Below are 15853 nucleotides of genomic sequence, written 5' to 3' on the forward strand. Positions count from 1 at the left end.
CCGACGGCGCAGGGCCCTTCGGCGCGGCGGTCCACACGGCGCTGGGGTCCTACAGCGCGGGTGCCGTTACTCGGCGTTCGTGTCCGAGGCCTCGGACCTGCTGGCTCGGCCGACCGGCTTGCCGCCGCGGGTGCGGCGACGCTCCCGATTGCGGCGCGGCTTGCGCGGAGCCTCCGAATCCCCGTCGCCGCCTCGGCGGGAGTCGGAGGAGCCGCCCCGACGGCTTTCGGACGAGCCGCCGCGGTGTGAATCGGACGAGCCGGAACCGCCGCCTCGGCGACCACCGGACGACCCACGACCCCGTGAGCGCTTCTCCTCGCCGGTGTTGTCCGTGCTCTCTCCGTGCTTGTGGGGGAGTCGGCCCTTCGTCCCCTTGGGGATGCCGAGGTCGGTGAAGAAGTGCGGCGAGGTCGAGTACGTCTCCGCGGGTTCGTCGTGGTCGAGGTCGAGGGCCTTGTTGATCAGGCGCCAGCGGGGCATGTCGTCCCAGTCGACGAGGGTGACGGCGACGCCGGAGTTGCCGGCGCGACCGGTGCGTCCGATCCGGTGGACGTAGGTCTTCTCGTCCTCGGGCGACTGGAAGTTCACGACATGGGTGACGTCGTCGATGTCGATGCCGCGGGCGGCGACATCGGTGGCGACGAGGACGTCGACGGTGCCGTCGCGGAAGGACTTCAGCGCCTTCTCCCGCTGCGCCTGACCGAGGTCGCCGTGCAGCGCGCGGACGGCGAACCCGCGGTCGGACAGCTCCGCGGCGAGCTTGTCGGCGGTGCGCTTCGTGCGGGTGAAGATGATGGTCCGGCCCCGGCCTTCGGCCTGAAGGAGGCGGGCGACGAGTTCGCTCTTGTCCATCGCGTGCGCGCGGTAGACGTACTGCGTCGTGTTCTTGCCGGTGAGCGAGAGGTCTTCGTTGTCATGCGCCCGGATGTGGGTGGGTCGGTTCATGTACCGGCGAGCGAGCGTGATGACGGCCCCGGGCATCGTCGCGGAGAAGAGCATCGTCTGCCGGTTCGCGGGCACGGCGGCGATGATGCGCTCGACGTCGGGGAGGAAGCCGAGGTCGAGCATCTCGTCGGCCTCATCGAGGACGACGGTGCGGACCTTGTTGAGCCTGAGCACCTTGCGGCCGTAGAGGTCGAGGAGGCGCCCGGGGGTGCCGACGACGACGTCGACGCCGGCCTTGAGCGCGTTGATCTGGGGCTCGAACTCCTTGCCGCCGTAGATCGTGACGACGTCGATGCTGCGCTGGCTCGACGCGGTGACGAGGTCCTGGGCGACCTGCTTGGCGAGCTCGCGCGTGGGGACGACGACGAGCGCCTGCGGCAGCCGCGTGTCTCCCTCGGCGGTCTCACCCCCGGGCTCGTCCTTGCCCGTGACCCGCTGGAGCAGGGGGATGCCGAAGCCGAGGGTCTTGCCCGTGCCGGTCTTCGCCTGCCCGATGATGTCGGCGCCGGAGAGCGCGACGGGCAGGGTCATCGCCTGGATGGGGAAGGGATGGGTGATGCCGGCAGCGGCGAGCGATGCCACGATCGGTCCGGAGACCCCCAACTCAGCGAAATCGGCGTCTGTCTCCGCCATGTCTCAAACTCCTTTTGGCGCCTTCGCGCTCGTCATGGTGGCGAACCGGTACTCTTGACCTATGCCCGATTCTGCCCCACTGGCCAGTACTGATGCTGCAACGCTCGCGCTGGTCGCGTACGGTGCGCTCACCGCCTTCGAGAGAATGGCGACGAACGCGTCCACGGCCTCCGAACTCGATGACACGGTGACTCTGTCCCGGTTGGCATCGCATTCATTCTCGCACTTCGAAGAGCTCTCGGCGCGCATCAGTGACTCGGGCCAGGATGTGATCGAGCTCTGTCGGCTCTTCGAGCCGACGTTCTCGGTGCTCGCTGAGAGGACTCGTCCCCGTGACTGGTACGAGAGCCTCATGAAGGGCTTCGTCTTCGACGGGATCATGAACGACTTCTATCGCATGGCGGCCGACAAGCTCGATGAGCCCGGGCACAGCCTGGCAATTGCTGTTCTCGATGATACACGTGCCGCTGACTACGTCCGCAATCGGCTGACCGCCGACGTCGCCGAGGACACCCAGCTCGCCTCGCGGCTCGCCCTCTGGGGTCGCAAACTCGTCGCCGAGACCCTCGGCCGTGCCCGCCAGATGCTCACCGACCCGGTCCTCGGCATCGACGAGGCCGTCATCGTCGAGGCGATCCCCGCCGTCACCGCGAACCATTCGCGCCGGATGTCGGCCCTCGGCCTCGTTGCGTAGGGGTTCGACAGGCTCCGGCGCGGCGGTTGGTCTGCCGGTGCGGGGAACCCCTCGCCGAGGTGGTCGACCCCACTTAGCGGTCGTGACCGCTTCCTCGATTCCGTCCCCTCGCCGAGGCTGCGGGAAGGCGTCTCGCGACACAGCGCAGCGGGCCCGGACGCAGAGCTGGTGCCCTCAGTCTGGTGCCCTCGATCCGATGCCCTGAAGACAGAGGCGGGGCCCGGTCATCCTGACCGGGCCCCGCCTCGTTGCGTCTGTGCGCGTGTGTCCGCTCAGGCGGCGCCGAAGCCGACGCGGCGGGTCGCCTCGGTGCCGAGCTCGACGTAGCCGAGCGCGGTCGAGGGGACGAAGACCTGACGGCCCTTCGTGTCGGTGAAGGTGAGGAGCGCCTCTGACTCGACGGCCTCCTGGATGCGCTTGGCGAGGTCGGTGGCGGATTCGTCCGTGTCGAGGACGATCTCGCGCTGGGACTGGCGGACGCCGATCTTGATTTCCATGGTTCTCCTTGTGGCGATGGTGGTCGTGCTCAGCTTAACGTCCGGGCTGCGCCCGCTCTTCCCGCCCACGCTCGGCTCTCAGCGAACGGGGGCCGTGCCGCCTCGGCGAACGGCACCCCCGGATCCACCCGCCTCGGCGGGCGGGAGAGTCGGGCCCGTCTCACCGGACGGTCGTGGCGAATGAGCTCAGCCCGCCCCAGCTCATCTGGGTGAGCAGGTCGACAGCGGCGGCGATGTCGATCTCCTGGGTCGACTCGATCTGCTTGATGACGACCTCTGCGGTGCCGATGAGGGTGCGGCAGAGGAGGTCCGCCTCGGCGTCGTCGAGGTCGGTGAAGCTCTGCAGGGCGGAGACGATGCGGGCCACGGTGCCCTCGCGCATCGCCCGCACCCGCTCCTGGGCTGCCGGCTCGTAGACGTCGGAGTTGAAGAGGATGACGAACTCCTCGCGGTGGGAGATCGCGAAGTCGAAGTAGGCGCGGTAGGTCGCGCGGATCCGCTCGTGCGGGTCGGTCGTCGAGTTGAGCGCCTGCTCGACCCGACCGGCGAGGTGGCCGGCTGAATCGTCGATGAGCGCAAGGTAGAGGTCCTGCTTCGAGGCGAAGTGCTGGTAGAGGACGGGTTTGGACACGCCGGCCTCCTCGGCGATCGTGTCCATCGACGTCGTGCGGTAGCCGCGGCCGGCGAAGACCGCACGCGCGACTCCGACCAACTGGTCGCGTCGCTGTTCACGGGGCATTCTCTGCTGCGGACTCGGCATTCTCCAATGCTACGCGAAGTCGCGTCGCCGACCGGGTCGGATCGTCGTGTCAGCCCCGCATGATGGAATACGGATATGGACGATCTCACCTCGACGCTCACCGGCTCCCTGCTCAGACAGGGGTCCCTTGCCGTCATCGGCAGGCCGGGGACGGGCAAGACGTCGCTGCTCGCCGACGTCTACGGACGCCTCGTCACGTCGATCGATCCCTCTTCGGTCCTCGTCCTCAGCCCTGACCGCGACCACGCCGACGTCCTGCGCAACACCCTGCCCGTCCCGCGGGAGGCCGTCCTGCGCGCCGCGCCTGCCCGGAGCATCTCCTCCTTCGCCTATGGGATCGTCCGCGCCGCCCATGCGACGCGGACGGGGGAGGACCTCGAGTTCGTCTCCGGTGCCGACCAGGACGTCTTCCTCGCCGACCTCCTCGCCGGTCATGAGGCCGGCCGCGGTCGGATGCCCGCATGGCCGACCGACATCACCGCCGAGGTGCGGGCCACCTCCGCCTTCCGCACCGAGATCCGCGACGCCCTCAACCGGGTCATGGAGTTCGACTTCGGTGTGCGCACCCCCGCACCGACCCGGGACGGGGAGTACGTCTTCGATGCCGGGCTGAGCGCCCTGGACCGGGTCCTCGCGGTCCGTCCCGACCCCCGCTGGGCGGCGCTCTCCCGCATCCTCGAGGAGTACCTCGGGATCATGAGCATGCCCGGGTACGGGGGGATCGATTCGGCGACCGTGCTCGCCCGCTCGGCGTTCGAAGTCCTCCGCGAACCCGCCGAGGTGACCGCGGGCAGGCCGTGGTCGTTCGCTCCCGACCGGGTGCCCTCCATCGTCCTCGCCGACGGGGTGCAGGACTTCCCCGCCGCGAGCTGGGGTCTGCTCGAGCAGCTGCGGCTGCGCGGGTCCGCGCTCGCGCTCTTCGGCGCGCCCGAGACCGTCACCGGCCGCTTCCACGGTGCCGACGCATCGGTCCTCGACCGCGCGGCGGCCGCGGCCGACTTCACGACGGTCGTGCTCGAGGACCCGTACGGCGCCGAGGCGGCGCTGACCGCGATCTGCGACGATTTCGGCGCCCGCATCACCACCCGGTGGGGGCTCGGGCACATGCCCCGGCCGGGTGCCGGCACGGACACGGCCTCGAGCGGTGACGCTGCGGGCACCACTGCCGAGCCGGGTCCGGAACCCGGGCCGGGGGAGACTCCGCGGCCGGCGGGTGCGGACGGGTCCGGCGTCGGTGCGGGTGCGGATGCTCGGGACGCCGCCGGTGTGGGCTTGAGCGTGCCGGCCGATCCGCCGGTCGAAGCGCACGTGTTCGCGAGCGCGGCGTCCGAGCACCGCTACCTGGCCCGGCGCATCGCCGAGTTCGTCGCGGACGGCAGCGCGCACTCCGACGTCGCCGTCATCTGCCGCAACGCCTCGACGGCGCGGGTGATGGCCGGAGAGCTGCAGGCGGCGGGCACTCCCACGGCGACGATCGTCCAACCGCTCAACGTCGACCCGGCGACCGCGCCCCTGCTCGAACTGCTCACCGTCGCCCCGGGGCTCAGCGACGACGAGACGCTGACGACGGCGGCGCTGACACTGGCCGGCAGCGTCTACGTCCGCCTCGACTCCGTGGCGATCCGCCGCTTCCGGCGCCTCGTCCGCACCCGGTTCCCCGCCGCCGACAGCACTGCCTCGCTCGCCTTGGCCCTGCGCAGCGACGAACTCGCCCCGGAGATCCCCGGCCTCGACACGCTCTCGCGGATGCTCAGGGCGGCTGGGGAGAATGCCGATGCGGATCCGCACACCGCGCTGTGGGCGATCTGGGAGGCCGCGGGCGTGTCCGAACGCTGGCAGTCCGAGGCGCTGCGCGATCCCGACGGCCAGGCGGGCGCACACCTCGACTCCGTGCTCCGCCTCTTCACCCTCGCCGAGAAGATCTCCGACCGTGGCGGGTTCACCGCCCGCTCGTTCGCCGGCATCGTCGCCGAACAGGACATCGCCCAGGACTCTCTGGCCAGGACCGCGGGGTTCGCCGACCACGTCCGAGTCGGGACGCCTGCCTCCCTCGCGCACGTGCGCGTTCCGCTCGTCATCATCGCCGAGGTCGACGAAGGAGTGTGGCCGAACCCGAAGCTGCGCGGCGGCATGCTCGGTCTCAGCGACCTCGTCGCGGTCCTCGCGGGCAAGGATCCGGTCACCGTCGACCCCGGCTACCACGCCTACGCGAAGCGCACGAACCTCCGGGAGGAGGCCGAGCTCTTCTACACCGCGCTCACCCGAGCCTCCCACCGCGTCATCGTCACCGCACTGTCGGATTCGGAGTCCTCGCCCTCGGCGTTCTTCGACGTCATCGCCGCAGCCACCCGGCAGGGCACGGCCGCCGGCGACGGGTACGCGATCACCGATGAGGACGAACTGCCCCCGCTCGGGCTCGAGGAGATCGCCGCCCTGTCCCGGGCACACCTGCTCACCGCCGCACGGGAGAGCGACGGCGACCCTGATGCAGAGACCATCGAGTGGGCCCGGCTCGCGGCGGCACTGGCGGGCGCCGATGCGCAGATGCTGGGTCCCGAGGCATGGCGGGAGGCCGAGGACCTCACCTCCTTCACCCCGCTCTTCGACGCCGAGGACACCGTGGCGATCTCGCCCTCGCAGGTCGAGACGTTCTCCGACTGCTCCCTGCGGTGGTTCCTCACCCGCCACGGAGGCGACCGCGGGGCGACGACCGCACAGAGCATCGGCACCATCCTCCATGCCGCGGCCGAACACCACCCCGAGGGGCCGACGTCGCAGATCCGAGAGTTCGTCGACCGTGAGTTCGCGGCCCTCGAGTTCGACACCGACTGGGAGCGCGAACGTGAGCACGCCACGGCCATGGCCATGGTCGACCGCCTCGGCGAGTACATCGAGAACTCACCCGGCGACGTCCTCGGCGTCGAAGCCCGCGTCTATGCGACCGGTGTCGACGACCGCGGACAGGAATGGAAGGTCACAGGCCGACTCGACCGTGTCGAAGAGGTCGCCGGCGGCGTCCGGATCGTCGACTTCAAGACCGGCAAGGCCGTGCCCGCCGGCGCCGATATGCCCAGACACCCGCAGCTCGGCGTCTATCAGGAGGCCGTCGACTCCGGAGTCCTCGAACTCCCCGACGGATCGAGTGTCGATGCCCGCTCGGCGGGTGCCGAACTCGTCTTCCTCCGCCGCACCGCCGGGACGGCACGGCGCCAGGATGCGGTGAGCGCCGACGAGGATCCGCAGTGGGCCCGGGCGCTCATCGGGGAGGTCTCGGAGGGGATGCGTGCCGCCCACTTCCCGGCTCGAGTCGACCCGCCGAAGTGCCAGTCCTGCCCTGTCCGCTCCTCGTGCCCGGCGATCGGGCCGCACATGCTGGAGGACGACTGATGAGATTCAGCGCCGACGACCTCGCCCGCCTCACCGCCGCCGATCCCGCCCGGGCCTTCGGGCCGAGCCCTGAGCAGCGGGAGATCATCGAAGCCGATCCGGCACTGTCGATGAAGGTCACCGCGGGTGCCGGATCGGGCAAGACGACCGTGATCTCCCAGCGCGTCGTGTGGCTCGTGGCCAACGGCTTCGTCGCCCCCGAGGAGATCCTCGGACTCACCTTCACCCGGAAGGCGGTGGGGGAGCTCGGCAGCCGGATCCGGGTGCTGCTCTCCCGCCTGCGGCACAGCCTCGGCGAAGGGACGACACCGAGCCTGCCGGGACTCGACTATCCGACCGTGTCGACGTACAACTCGTACGCCGCTGCGATCGTGTCCGAACACGGGGCGAGCATCGGCATCGAACCCGAGACCGTGCTCCTCGACGAGGCGGCCGCGCACACGATCGCCGGAGAAGTGCTCGACGCGGCCCTTCCCGATGAGATTCCCGGCAGCTACGCGAGGGACACGATGATCGCCGACATCATCGCCTTCGCCGGAGCGATGAACGACCACGGCCGCGATGTCGAGGAGGTCACTGACTACCTCGACGCCTGCCTGGCCGCCCTCATGTCGTCGAAGGGAAAACCCGTCGACCCGAACGGCCGTCGTCGGAAGCTCGAGGAGAAGAAGCGGATCGCCGGCCTCGCCGGAGAGTACATGGCCGCGAAGCGACGGCACCTGGCGATGGACTTCTCCGATCAGGTCCGCTTCGCCCAGCGGATCGTCGACGAGGTTCCGCAGGCGCTGGCCGCCGAACGTGCACGCTGGAAGATCATCCTCCTCGACGAATTCCAGGACACCTCGGTCGCCCAGCTCACCCTGCTCTCGACGCTGTTCAAACGCAGCGCGGTGACCGCGGTCGGCGACCCGCGGCAGGCGATCTACGGGTGGCGCGGGGCCAGCGCGGACAACATGATCCGCTTCGAGACCGACTTCACCGACGTCCGGCCGCTGACCCTGAGCACGAGTTGGCGCAACGACGGCACCATCCTCACCGTGGCCAATCGGGTCGCCGACGGGCTCACGGGCTCACGGGAGACTCCGCTGACCACCAGGCCCGGCGCCGGTCCCGGCGAGGTCGTCGTCGATGTGTCCTCCGGGGCCCACGACGAGGAGTTCCTCACCGTCGGCATGCGCTCGCTCACCGAATGGGTCGCGGGACTGCCGGCGGGCTCGTCGACGGCGGTGCTCTGCCGCAAACGCGCGCATTTCGCGCCGGTGAGCGCCGCCCTCGAGGCGGCTGGGTTCGCCGTCCACGTCCACGGCTCCTCGGGGCTGCTCACCGACCCGTACGTCGCTGACCTGCGGGCGGTGCTCTCCGCTGCGGTCGACCCGATGGCCGGCGACGAGCTCATGCGCCTCCTCAGCGGCCGCCTCCTCGGTCTCGGGGCCTCCGACATCGCCGCGCTGTCCTCCTTCACCCGCCGCCAGGCGCAGCGGCGCCACGATGCCGACGCGCGCGAAGCCCGGGCCGGCGCTGAGGGTGCGGCCGACGCCGACGGCGCCCTGGCCGCGGCCGGTGACTCGGGACGTGTCGGCGAGGGCACCGCGGAGGCTGTGCCCGAGTCCATCGACGTGCCGACGATCGTCGAAGGACTCGACGAGCTCATCGACGTTCCCGCGGGCCGGGAGACCGGCCTGAGCCAGCCGGCGCGCGAGCGTCTCGTCCGCTTCGCCCGCGCCCTGCGAACGGTGCGCTCGGGATCCGGGACCGTGACCTCGGTGCTGCGGACCGCGCTGCGCGAGACCGGCATCGACTCCGACATCTGGGGGCTGAGCGACGCGTTGCGACGCGTCCATCGGCAGGCGATCGACGCGTTCCTCTCCGCGGCAGCACAGTATTCGGCGTCGGTCGAGCGGCCATCGGTGCCCGGGTTCCTGCAGTGGCTCTCCCTCATGGAGGTCAAGGACGCGCTGAGCGCGGCCGAACCGACGGTCGCCCCTGGGGCGATCAACGTCATGACCGTCCATGCGTCGAAGGGTCTCGAGTTCGATGCCGTGGCCGTTCCCTCACTGGTCGTCAAGGACTTCCCGACCGAACCCCGGGACAGAGAGGGGTGGATGGGCCGCACCTCTCTGCCCTATCCGCTGCGCGGGGATCGTGCCCACCTCGTCGACTACGACCTGCGGGGCGCGGAGTTCGAGACGAAGAAGGCCCTCGACGAATGGGTGAACGAGTTCATCAGGCCGGCCGTGGCCGACGCCCACGAGCAGGAGGAGCGGCGACTGGCCTACGTCGCGTTCACCCGCGCGAAGCACCACCTGTGGCTCGGTGCCGAGCTCATGGGCTCCCGATCGACCCCCGACGAGCTCTCCCCGTTCCTCACCGAGGCCATCGAGGCGGCGGGCCTTGACACGGAGATCCCGGAGCCGGCTGAGGAGTCGGCGGTCGATCGGATCGAGACGAGCATCTGGCCGGTGCCTCGTGATGAGCGCGTCGCCGTCGCGCAGCGGGCAGGGGAGTGGGTCGAGAGCGCGGCGGGAGCGGACCTCGCTGCACTCGCACGCGGTGATTCGCAGGTCGCCGTCCTCGCTCGCAGAGCCCAGCGGATCCTCGCCCATCGCGCCCCTGCGACCGACGGCAGGCTGCCCGATCGGCTCTCGGCGACCGACCTCGTCTCGTGGCGGAGGGACCCCGAATCGTTCCGCACCAGCACTCTGCGACCGGTTCCGGAGCCGCCGAGCCGGGCCGCCGAGATCGGGACGAGCTTCCATGCCTGGATCGAACGCCGCTTCGGGCAGGCGAGCATCGAGGTCGATGACACCGACTCCGGCCGCGCCCGGGACACCGCTGTGCTCGAGCGGCTGCAGGAGACGTTCCTCGCGTCCTCGTTCGCGTCCCGCCGGGCGGCGGAGATCGAGATGTCCTTCGAACTCGTCCTCGGGCGGTTCCGGGTTCCCGGGAAGATCGACGCCGTGTTCATCACCGGCGACCACGCCGAGGTCGTCGACTGGAAGACGGCGAAGAAGCCGAACGCAGAGGCGCTCGAGGTGATGAAATGGCAGCTCGCGCTCTACCGGTTCGCCGTCCAGCGGGTGCATCCGGAGGTCACGGAGGTGACGGGGACGTTCTACTTCGTCGGCAGCGACGAGGTCGTCAGCTTCACCGACCTGCCCGAAGAGGAGGAGGTCATCGCATGGCTTGAGGCCCACGACTGATCTGCAGTCGTCGAAGCCGCGGCACCCGGCCGGGAGAAGTCGCCGGCTTCGGAAGGAGCCGGGCTCAAGGGGAAGCGAAGGCGGCGGCGACCCACGTCGGGCCGGGGCCGGCCGTGGTGTTCAGCGCTCCGGGGATCCCGAGGACTCGGGGCCGTTCTCGGCGGCGCCTGCCGATCGGCTTCCGGACGCGCCGTCCCCGGCCGATGTGCGCCCGGAGGTGCCGCCGCCGGGCGACGCGTGCCCGGAGCCGCCGGGCGACGCGTGCTCCGACACGCGTGCACCGGCTGAGCCACGGTCGGCACCGGCTGAGCCACGGTCGGCACCGGATGGCGACGAACGTCGGACGCCGCCGTCGGAGGTGCCGTGATCGTCAGCCGACTCCTCGGTGGCGGAGGTGACGTTCGACCCCTGGGCGACGTCGTCGGAGGACACCGGCGCGGTGGGCACGTCGGAGCCGTCGGGACGCAGCAGCACCTGGTCGAAGGAGGTGAGCAGGTCCGCGGCATCGGCGATCGCCTCGTCGTCACCGGACTCGACGGCTTCGAGCAGCCAGTCGAGCACGGCGAACTCGGCGAGCAGCTCGGCGCGGGTGACGATGTGGTCATCGGCGCGGGGCCGTGAGCTGCGGTACTCGGTGAAGAACGTCGGAACCGCTGCGGGATCGATGAGCGCCGAGGCGGCTGCGAGGTCGATCGCGGGATCGGCCACCCGCATCCGACCGATGTCGGCGAGGGCGAGCACGCGTTCCTCGTCGGTGTAGACGTTGGATTCGTCGAGGGCGCCGTGGATCGGGGTGGCGAGGAAATGCCAGAGGGCGACCTTCTCGAACTCCTCCTCCCAATGCTGGAGGAGCGTCGCAGGCACGCGCCCGGTCGCCGCAGCCTGGTCGAGGCGCTCGAGGATCTGGAACTGGAAGCGCGAGGGCTCCTCGACGGGGAAGCCCGCATCGGAGATCGGCTCGGGGGCGGCGGAGTGGATGGTCGCGAGCGTCTGCGCCAGCGAGCTCGCTCGGGCCACGTCGGCGATCGGCTCATCACCCACCGGGGCTCCCGGCAGGGGATCGGAGAGGGTCACTGTGACCGGCGAGTCGGTGCCGAACACCTTCTCCTCGACCTCGGTGATCGCCCGCAGGTGCGGCCAGGTGAAGTCGGCGTGCGGGTAGGCGGTCTCGTAGATGCGCGCCGCCTCGGCGGTCGATCCCGCATCGGCGGAACGGTCGATGCGCAGGTGCGCGGCGGCGACGTAGTCGGTCTCCCCGTCGGAGATGAGAATCCTCACTCCCGCATCGAGCGGCGGGAGGGATGTCCATGTCGTCGGGGAGAAATCGTCGAGCATCGTCGCTGCGACTGCTGCCAACTTGAGCGCCTTCGTATCCACCTTCCCCAATGTACCGTCTGCCTCCCCGCCAGCCCTGGGATTCGGGCCTCGAGCGTGTCAGGCGCGTCAGGGGCCTGAGCTATCGTGGAGGCCATGGAACCGCTGCCCGCCATCGCCCCAGTCAGCCTGGCTCGCCAAGGGATCGACCGCGATCATCTGGCCCGCGGCGGCGACGGCGATCTCGGGCAGCTGTGGGAGACCGGAGCCCTCGCCGTCTTCGAACATCGCGGCTCCCTCCTCGTCGCCCGCGGCGGGCTCCTCCGCGCCGATCGGGCTCAGGTTCCGCCCGGGCAGACGGAGATCTACCTCGGCCGCGACGAGGCGGGTCAGCGCTACATCGGCGTCAGCCTCGACGATGCCGGCCGCAGCGCCCTCGACACCGAGTTCGCCGCCGCCCGCGCCCGCGACGCCACCGACCTCCTCACCGCCCCCGGAGGCGGTGTCGAGAGCGCCGAACCCGTGTGGCTGCCTCTGCGGGAGCTCGCCGAGGCGCTCGACGACGTCGACGTCTCCCTCGCGTGTGAGATCGTCGCCCTCGGCAACTGGCACCGGGCCCACCCGTTCTCCCCGCTCACCGGGACCCCCACCGAACCCGTGCTCGGCGGCTGGGTGCGTCGGGACCCGGTGACCGGCAGCGAGCACTTCCCGCGCACTGACCCTGCGGTCATCGTCGTCATCGTCCACACGGATGCTGAGGGCGTCGAACGGGTGCTGCTCGGCAACAACGCCGCCTGGCCCGCCGGACGCTACTCCCTCCTCGCCGGATTCGTCGAACCCGGCGAGACGCTGGAGAACGCGGTCATCCGCGAGATCTGGGAGGAAGCGCATCTGAGAGTCGTCAATCCCCGCTACCTCGGCTCCCAGCCGTGGCCCTTCCCCTGCTCCCTCATGCTCGGATTCTCCGCCGAGGCGGAGAGCCTCGACGTCGCCGCCGACGAAGCGGAGATCGCCTCGCTGCGGTGGTTCACCAGGGCCGAGCTCAACGCCGAGATCGCCGCCGGCCGGGTGAGCGCCCCAGGAACGGTGTCGATCGCCGGCCAGCTGCTGCGGGCGTGGCTGGAGAACGAGTGAACACTCGCGCCGCCGACCTCCTCGCGGCTCTCGACGACGAGCAGCGGGAGGTCGCCACCCACTTCTCATCCCCGGTCATCGTCCTCGCCGGTGCCGGAACCGGCAAGACCCGGGCGATGACCCACCGCATCGCCTACGGCATCGCCACCGAGGTCTTCCCACCCCACCACGTCCTCGCCCTCACCTTCACCGCGAAGGCGGCCGGCGAGATGCGCGCGCGGCTGCGTTCCCTCGGCGTCCCCGCAGTCCAGGCGCGGACCTTCCATTCCGCTGCCCTGCGCCAGCTGCGGTTCTTCTGGGACCGCTTCGCCGGCGGTGACTTCCCCCGCATCATCGAGAACAAGGCCGGGGTGCTCGGCTCCGTCATGCAGGACCTCGGCATCGACGTCAGCCGTGAGCTCGCGCGTGACGTCGCCGCGGAGATCGAATACGCCGCGGCCTCCCTGCTCGGCATCGAGGACTACGCGATGAAGGCCCAGGCGCGCGAACTGCCCGGCGACCTCGGCGTCGAGGACATGGTGCGCATCGCCGAAGCCTATTCGGAGGCGAAGACCCGGGGGAGACTCCTCGACTTCGAGGACGTCCTCCTCGTCCTCGACGGGGCCCTCGCCGAGTACCCGGCGATCGCCGCGGAAGTCCGTGAACAGTACCGGCACTTCGTCGTCGACGAGTTCCAGGACGTCTCACCGCTCCAGTTCGATCTGCTCACCCGGTGGCTGGGGCCGCGGGAGAACCTCTGCGTCGTCGGTGACCCCGCACAGACCATCTACTCCTTCGCCGGTGCCGATGCGTCCCTGCTCGAGTCCCTGCCCTCGTCCCTGTCGTCCTCGACGACGATCCGCCTCGTCCGCAACTACCGTTCGTCGCAGGCGATCGTCTCCACCGCCAACAGCCTGCTCCGCCACACCTCGCGCACGGCGCTGACCCTGCGCACGGACAATCCCGAGGGACGGTCCCCGCGGATGGTCGAATATCCCACCGACGAGGCGGAGGCGGTCGGAGTCGTCCAGGCGATCGCCGCCGAGGTGAGGGCAGGGCGTCGCCCCCGGGACATCGCGGTCCTCTTCCGCACGAACGGGCAGAGTCCGGCCTTCGAACAGGCGCTGACGGCGGCGGGAATCCCCTACCTCCTCCGCGGCGGGGAGCGGTTCTTCGCCCGCAAGGAGGTCAAGGAGGGCATCCTCATGCTCAGGGCCGCCCGAGCGGCGGCGGGGGCGCGTCCGCTGCCGGAGATCGTCGCCGAGGTGCTCGCCTCGGCGGGCTACACCCGCACCCCGCCCCCGGCCGGAGCGAGCAGGCAGAAGTGGGAGTCGCTCAAAGCCCTCGTCGATCTCGCCGAGACTCACCAGGCGGCCTCGGAGCTGCCGGTTCCCCTCGACGCCTTCCTCGCCGACCTCGCCGATCGCGCCGAGCACCAGTTCGCCCCCGACATCGAGGGCGTCACGCTCGCCTCGTTCCACGCCGCGAAGGGCCTCGAATGGGACAGCGTCCACCTCGTCGGGCTGAGCGAGGGGCTGCTGCCGATCAGCTACGCGCAGACGCCCCGGGCGATCGCCGAGGAGCGTCGGCTCTTCTACGTCGCCGTGACGCGTGCCGGCGCGGACCTATCGCTGAGCTGGTCGCTCGCCCGTCACGCCTCGAAGCAGAAGCCGCGCAGCCCCTCGCGCTTCCTCTCCGAACTCGGACGGGTCGAGGAGAGCACCGGCGGGGGTCGGCGGCCGGGGACGACGGTGACGACCAACCGGTGCCGTGCCTGCGGGCGGGTCCTCGTCTCCCAGGCCGATCGAGCTCTGGGCAGGTGCGCGGGCTGCCCCGCCGAGGTCGATCTCGAACTCCTCGATCGGCTGCGCCGGTGGCGGGCCCGAGTCGGACTCGAACAGGGCCTCCCTCCCTACCTCGTCCTCACCGACACGTCGCTCTCGGCGATCGCCGAGATGCGCCCGGGCGACCTCACAGCCCTGGCCCGCATCCCAGGGGTGGGAGCGACGAAGCTCGAACTCTACGGGTCGAGTCTGCTGCGCCTCATCGCCGGGTAGCGGTCACTGCGCCGCCTCCTCGGGACGACCGAAGCGGGGGACGGGCGCCCGGCAGTGACAGCGCGGATGGAAGGCGAGGTCCTCCTCGTCGGCGAATCCCGTGCGGAGGTCGACGGAGCGGACCATCGGTTCGGCTGCGTCCTCGAGAAGCGCGCGCCGGAGGACGAGGGCGATGTGGGTGGCAGCGACTCCCGCCGCAAGCGGATCGCTGAGCTCGTCCCGGTCCTGCAGTGCTCTGATCCGCGGGTACTGGTCGAACCAGTCCGCATCGGCGTCCCGGAGGCTCAGGCACCCGCAGAGCGTGCACGGCGTGCGTCCCGGTCGCACCAGCCCGGTGAGGGTGACCGTGAACTCCCCGGCGACGACCTGGCAGTGGTCGATCTCGCGATCGACGAGCCAGGTGGCCGAGTGGAGATCGGGTACAAGGTGCGAGGTCGTGACGACGATGGGATGGGCGAGTGCCTCGCTCTCGTCGACGCGTGATGCCGTCGAGACCGCGAACCCGGCCAGTGAGAGCTGGTGGGCCACCGGAGAGCGAAGCGGTCCGAGGACTGCGACGGTGCGTGCCGCGAGGACCTCGGAGGTCTCGTCGGGGGTCCGTCGGAAGAGCCGAGCCGTGGACAGTGCCTTCGACCCCTTCGCCATCGCCGAGGTGTCGGAGTCCGAGGGGATGAGGACATCGGCCTCGGCGAGGAGGGAGATGAGCGAGGTCGCCCGAGCGAGGTCGATTCCGAGCTCCTGAGCGCGGTGGTGGAACTGCGCGGAGGCCAGCCCCATCCGCAGGTCCTCGATGAGCGAGGCCCCCGCGGGGAGGAGACCGTCGATGAGGACGGGATCCTCGACCCCGAACTGGAGGCAGCCGCGGCCGCGCCACGTGATCGGCACACTCGGACAGATCCTCAGCATCACAGTCCTCGCTCTCGGTTCGGGAGCCTCTACGGTAGTGAATGCGCAGGCCGCGCACCAGAGCGAATGCCAGACTGTGGAAAACCTTGTGGAAAAACGGAAGAGGACAGGTCGGAAAGTCAATCCGACATGCCCTCAACCGCATGATGCCCCAGGCGCTCGCGGCGACTCGTGCGGCTTCCCCTTCCGCACGCATCTCCGGGTTTTCCGGGGTCAAACATAGAACCTATGCCCCATTCGCGGCCCCGTCAATGGCGCATCCGGCCGCCGCGGTCCGCCGATCTGTGGATAACGTGTGGACACCTGCCGACGGGCTGTGGAGGAGCGACTCGCCGCCCGTCGAGTCG

General features: G+C 70.4%; 10 protein-coding genes. 5 read left to right on the plus strand and 5 right to left on the minus strand.

The features are described 5' to 3' along the window. Positions 1–66: 66 nt before the first annotated feature. A complete protein-coding gene (locus ACQ1RG_RS11640; RefSeq protein WP_342474379.1) occupies positions 67–1578 on the minus strand; it encodes a DEAD/DEAH box helicase in 1512 nt (503 codons plus the stop codon). A 61-nt stretch (positions 1579–1639) separates the two neighbouring features. Here ACQ1RG_RS11640 and ACQ1RG_RS11645 point away from each other — a divergent pair, with 61 nt between their 5' ends. Beyond that, positions 1640–2272 (plus strand): ferritin-like fold-containing protein, encoded by a 633-nt coding sequence (locus tag ACQ1RG_RS11645; protein ID WP_430600141.1) that lies wholly within the window; start codon positions 1640–1642, stop codon positions 2270–2272. 272 nt (positions 2273–2544) lie between these two features. On the opposite strand, the gene ACQ1RG_RS11650 is transcribed toward ACQ1RG_RS11645, so the two are convergent. After that, the gene (locus ACQ1RG_RS11650) at positions 2545–2769 is read right to left on the minus strand and encodes a DUF3107 domain-containing protein (RefSeq protein WP_009375226.1); all 225 of its coding nucleotides are present in this window, start codon (positions 2767–2769) and stop codon (positions 2545–2547) included. Between the two features lie 160 nt (positions 2770–2929). Further along, a complete protein-coding gene (locus tag ACQ1RG_RS11655) occupies positions 2930–3529 on the minus strand; it encodes a TetR/AcrR family transcriptional regulator (protein ID WP_040340952.1) in 600 nt (199 codons plus the stop codon). Positions 3530–3604: 75 nt separating this feature from the next. On the opposite strand from ACQ1RG_RS11655, the gene ACQ1RG_RS11660 reads away from it, so the two are divergent. Together ACQ1RG_RS11660 and ACQ1RG_RS11665 are read left to right on the plus strand one after the other, a co-directional pair. After that, the gene (locus ACQ1RG_RS11660) at positions 3605–6916 is read left to right on the plus strand and encodes a PD-(D/E)XK nuclease family protein (RefSeq protein ID WP_101624857.1); all 3312 of its coding nucleotides are present in this window, start codon (positions 3605–3607) and stop codon (positions 6914–6916) included. Continuing rightward, positions 6916–10116 (plus strand): ATP-dependent helicase, encoded by a 3201-nt coding sequence (locus ACQ1RG_RS11665; protein WP_009375230.1) that lies wholly within the window; start codon positions 6916–6918, stop codon positions 10114–10116. Before ACQ1RG_RS11660 ends, ACQ1RG_RS11665 begins: the two co-directional genes overlap by 1 nt. Positions 10117–10236: 120 nt before the next feature. Here the strand turns inward: ACQ1RG_RS11665 and ACQ1RG_RS11670 are convergent, their stop codons facing one another. Then, complete coding sequence (locus ACQ1RG_RS11670; RefSeq protein ID WP_231882212.1) at positions 10237–11472, minus strand: phosphotransferase; 1236 nt, start codon at positions 11470–11472, stop codon at positions 10237–10239. 114 nt (positions 11473–11586) lie between these two features. Here ACQ1RG_RS11670 and nudC point away from each other — a divergent pair, with 114 nt between their 5' ends. Together nudC and ACQ1RG_RS11680 are read left to right on the plus strand one after the other, a co-directional pair. Beyond that, complete coding sequence (gene nudC / locus ACQ1RG_RS11675) at positions 11587–12564, plus strand: NAD(+) diphosphatase (protein ID WP_009375234.1); 978 nt, start codon at positions 11587–11589, stop codon at positions 12562–12564. Beyond that, positions 12561–14600 (plus strand): ATP-dependent DNA helicase UvrD2, encoded by a 2040-nt coding sequence (locus ACQ1RG_RS11680; protein WP_009375235.1) that lies wholly within the window; start codon positions 12561–12563, stop codon positions 14598–14600. Before nudC ends, ACQ1RG_RS11680 begins: the two co-directional genes overlap by 4 nt. A gap of 3 nt (positions 14601–14603) precedes the next feature. Here ACQ1RG_RS11680 and ACQ1RG_RS11685 read toward each other — a convergent pair whose 3' ends face one another. Continuing rightward, positions 14604–15485 carry a hypothetical protein gene (locus ACQ1RG_RS11685; RefSeq protein WP_430600142.1) on the minus strand — a complete coding sequence of 294 codons (882 nt, stop codon included), beginning with the start codon at positions 15483–15485 and terminating at the stop codon, positions 14604–14606. Positions 15486–15853 lie beyond the last annotated feature (368 nt).

The sequence above is a fragment of the Brevibacterium sp. K72 genome (assembly GCF_050562175.1).
GTDB classification, from domain to species: domain Bacteria; phylum Actinomycetota; class Actinomycetes; order Actinomycetales; family Brevibacteriaceae; genus Brevibacterium; species Brevibacterium casei.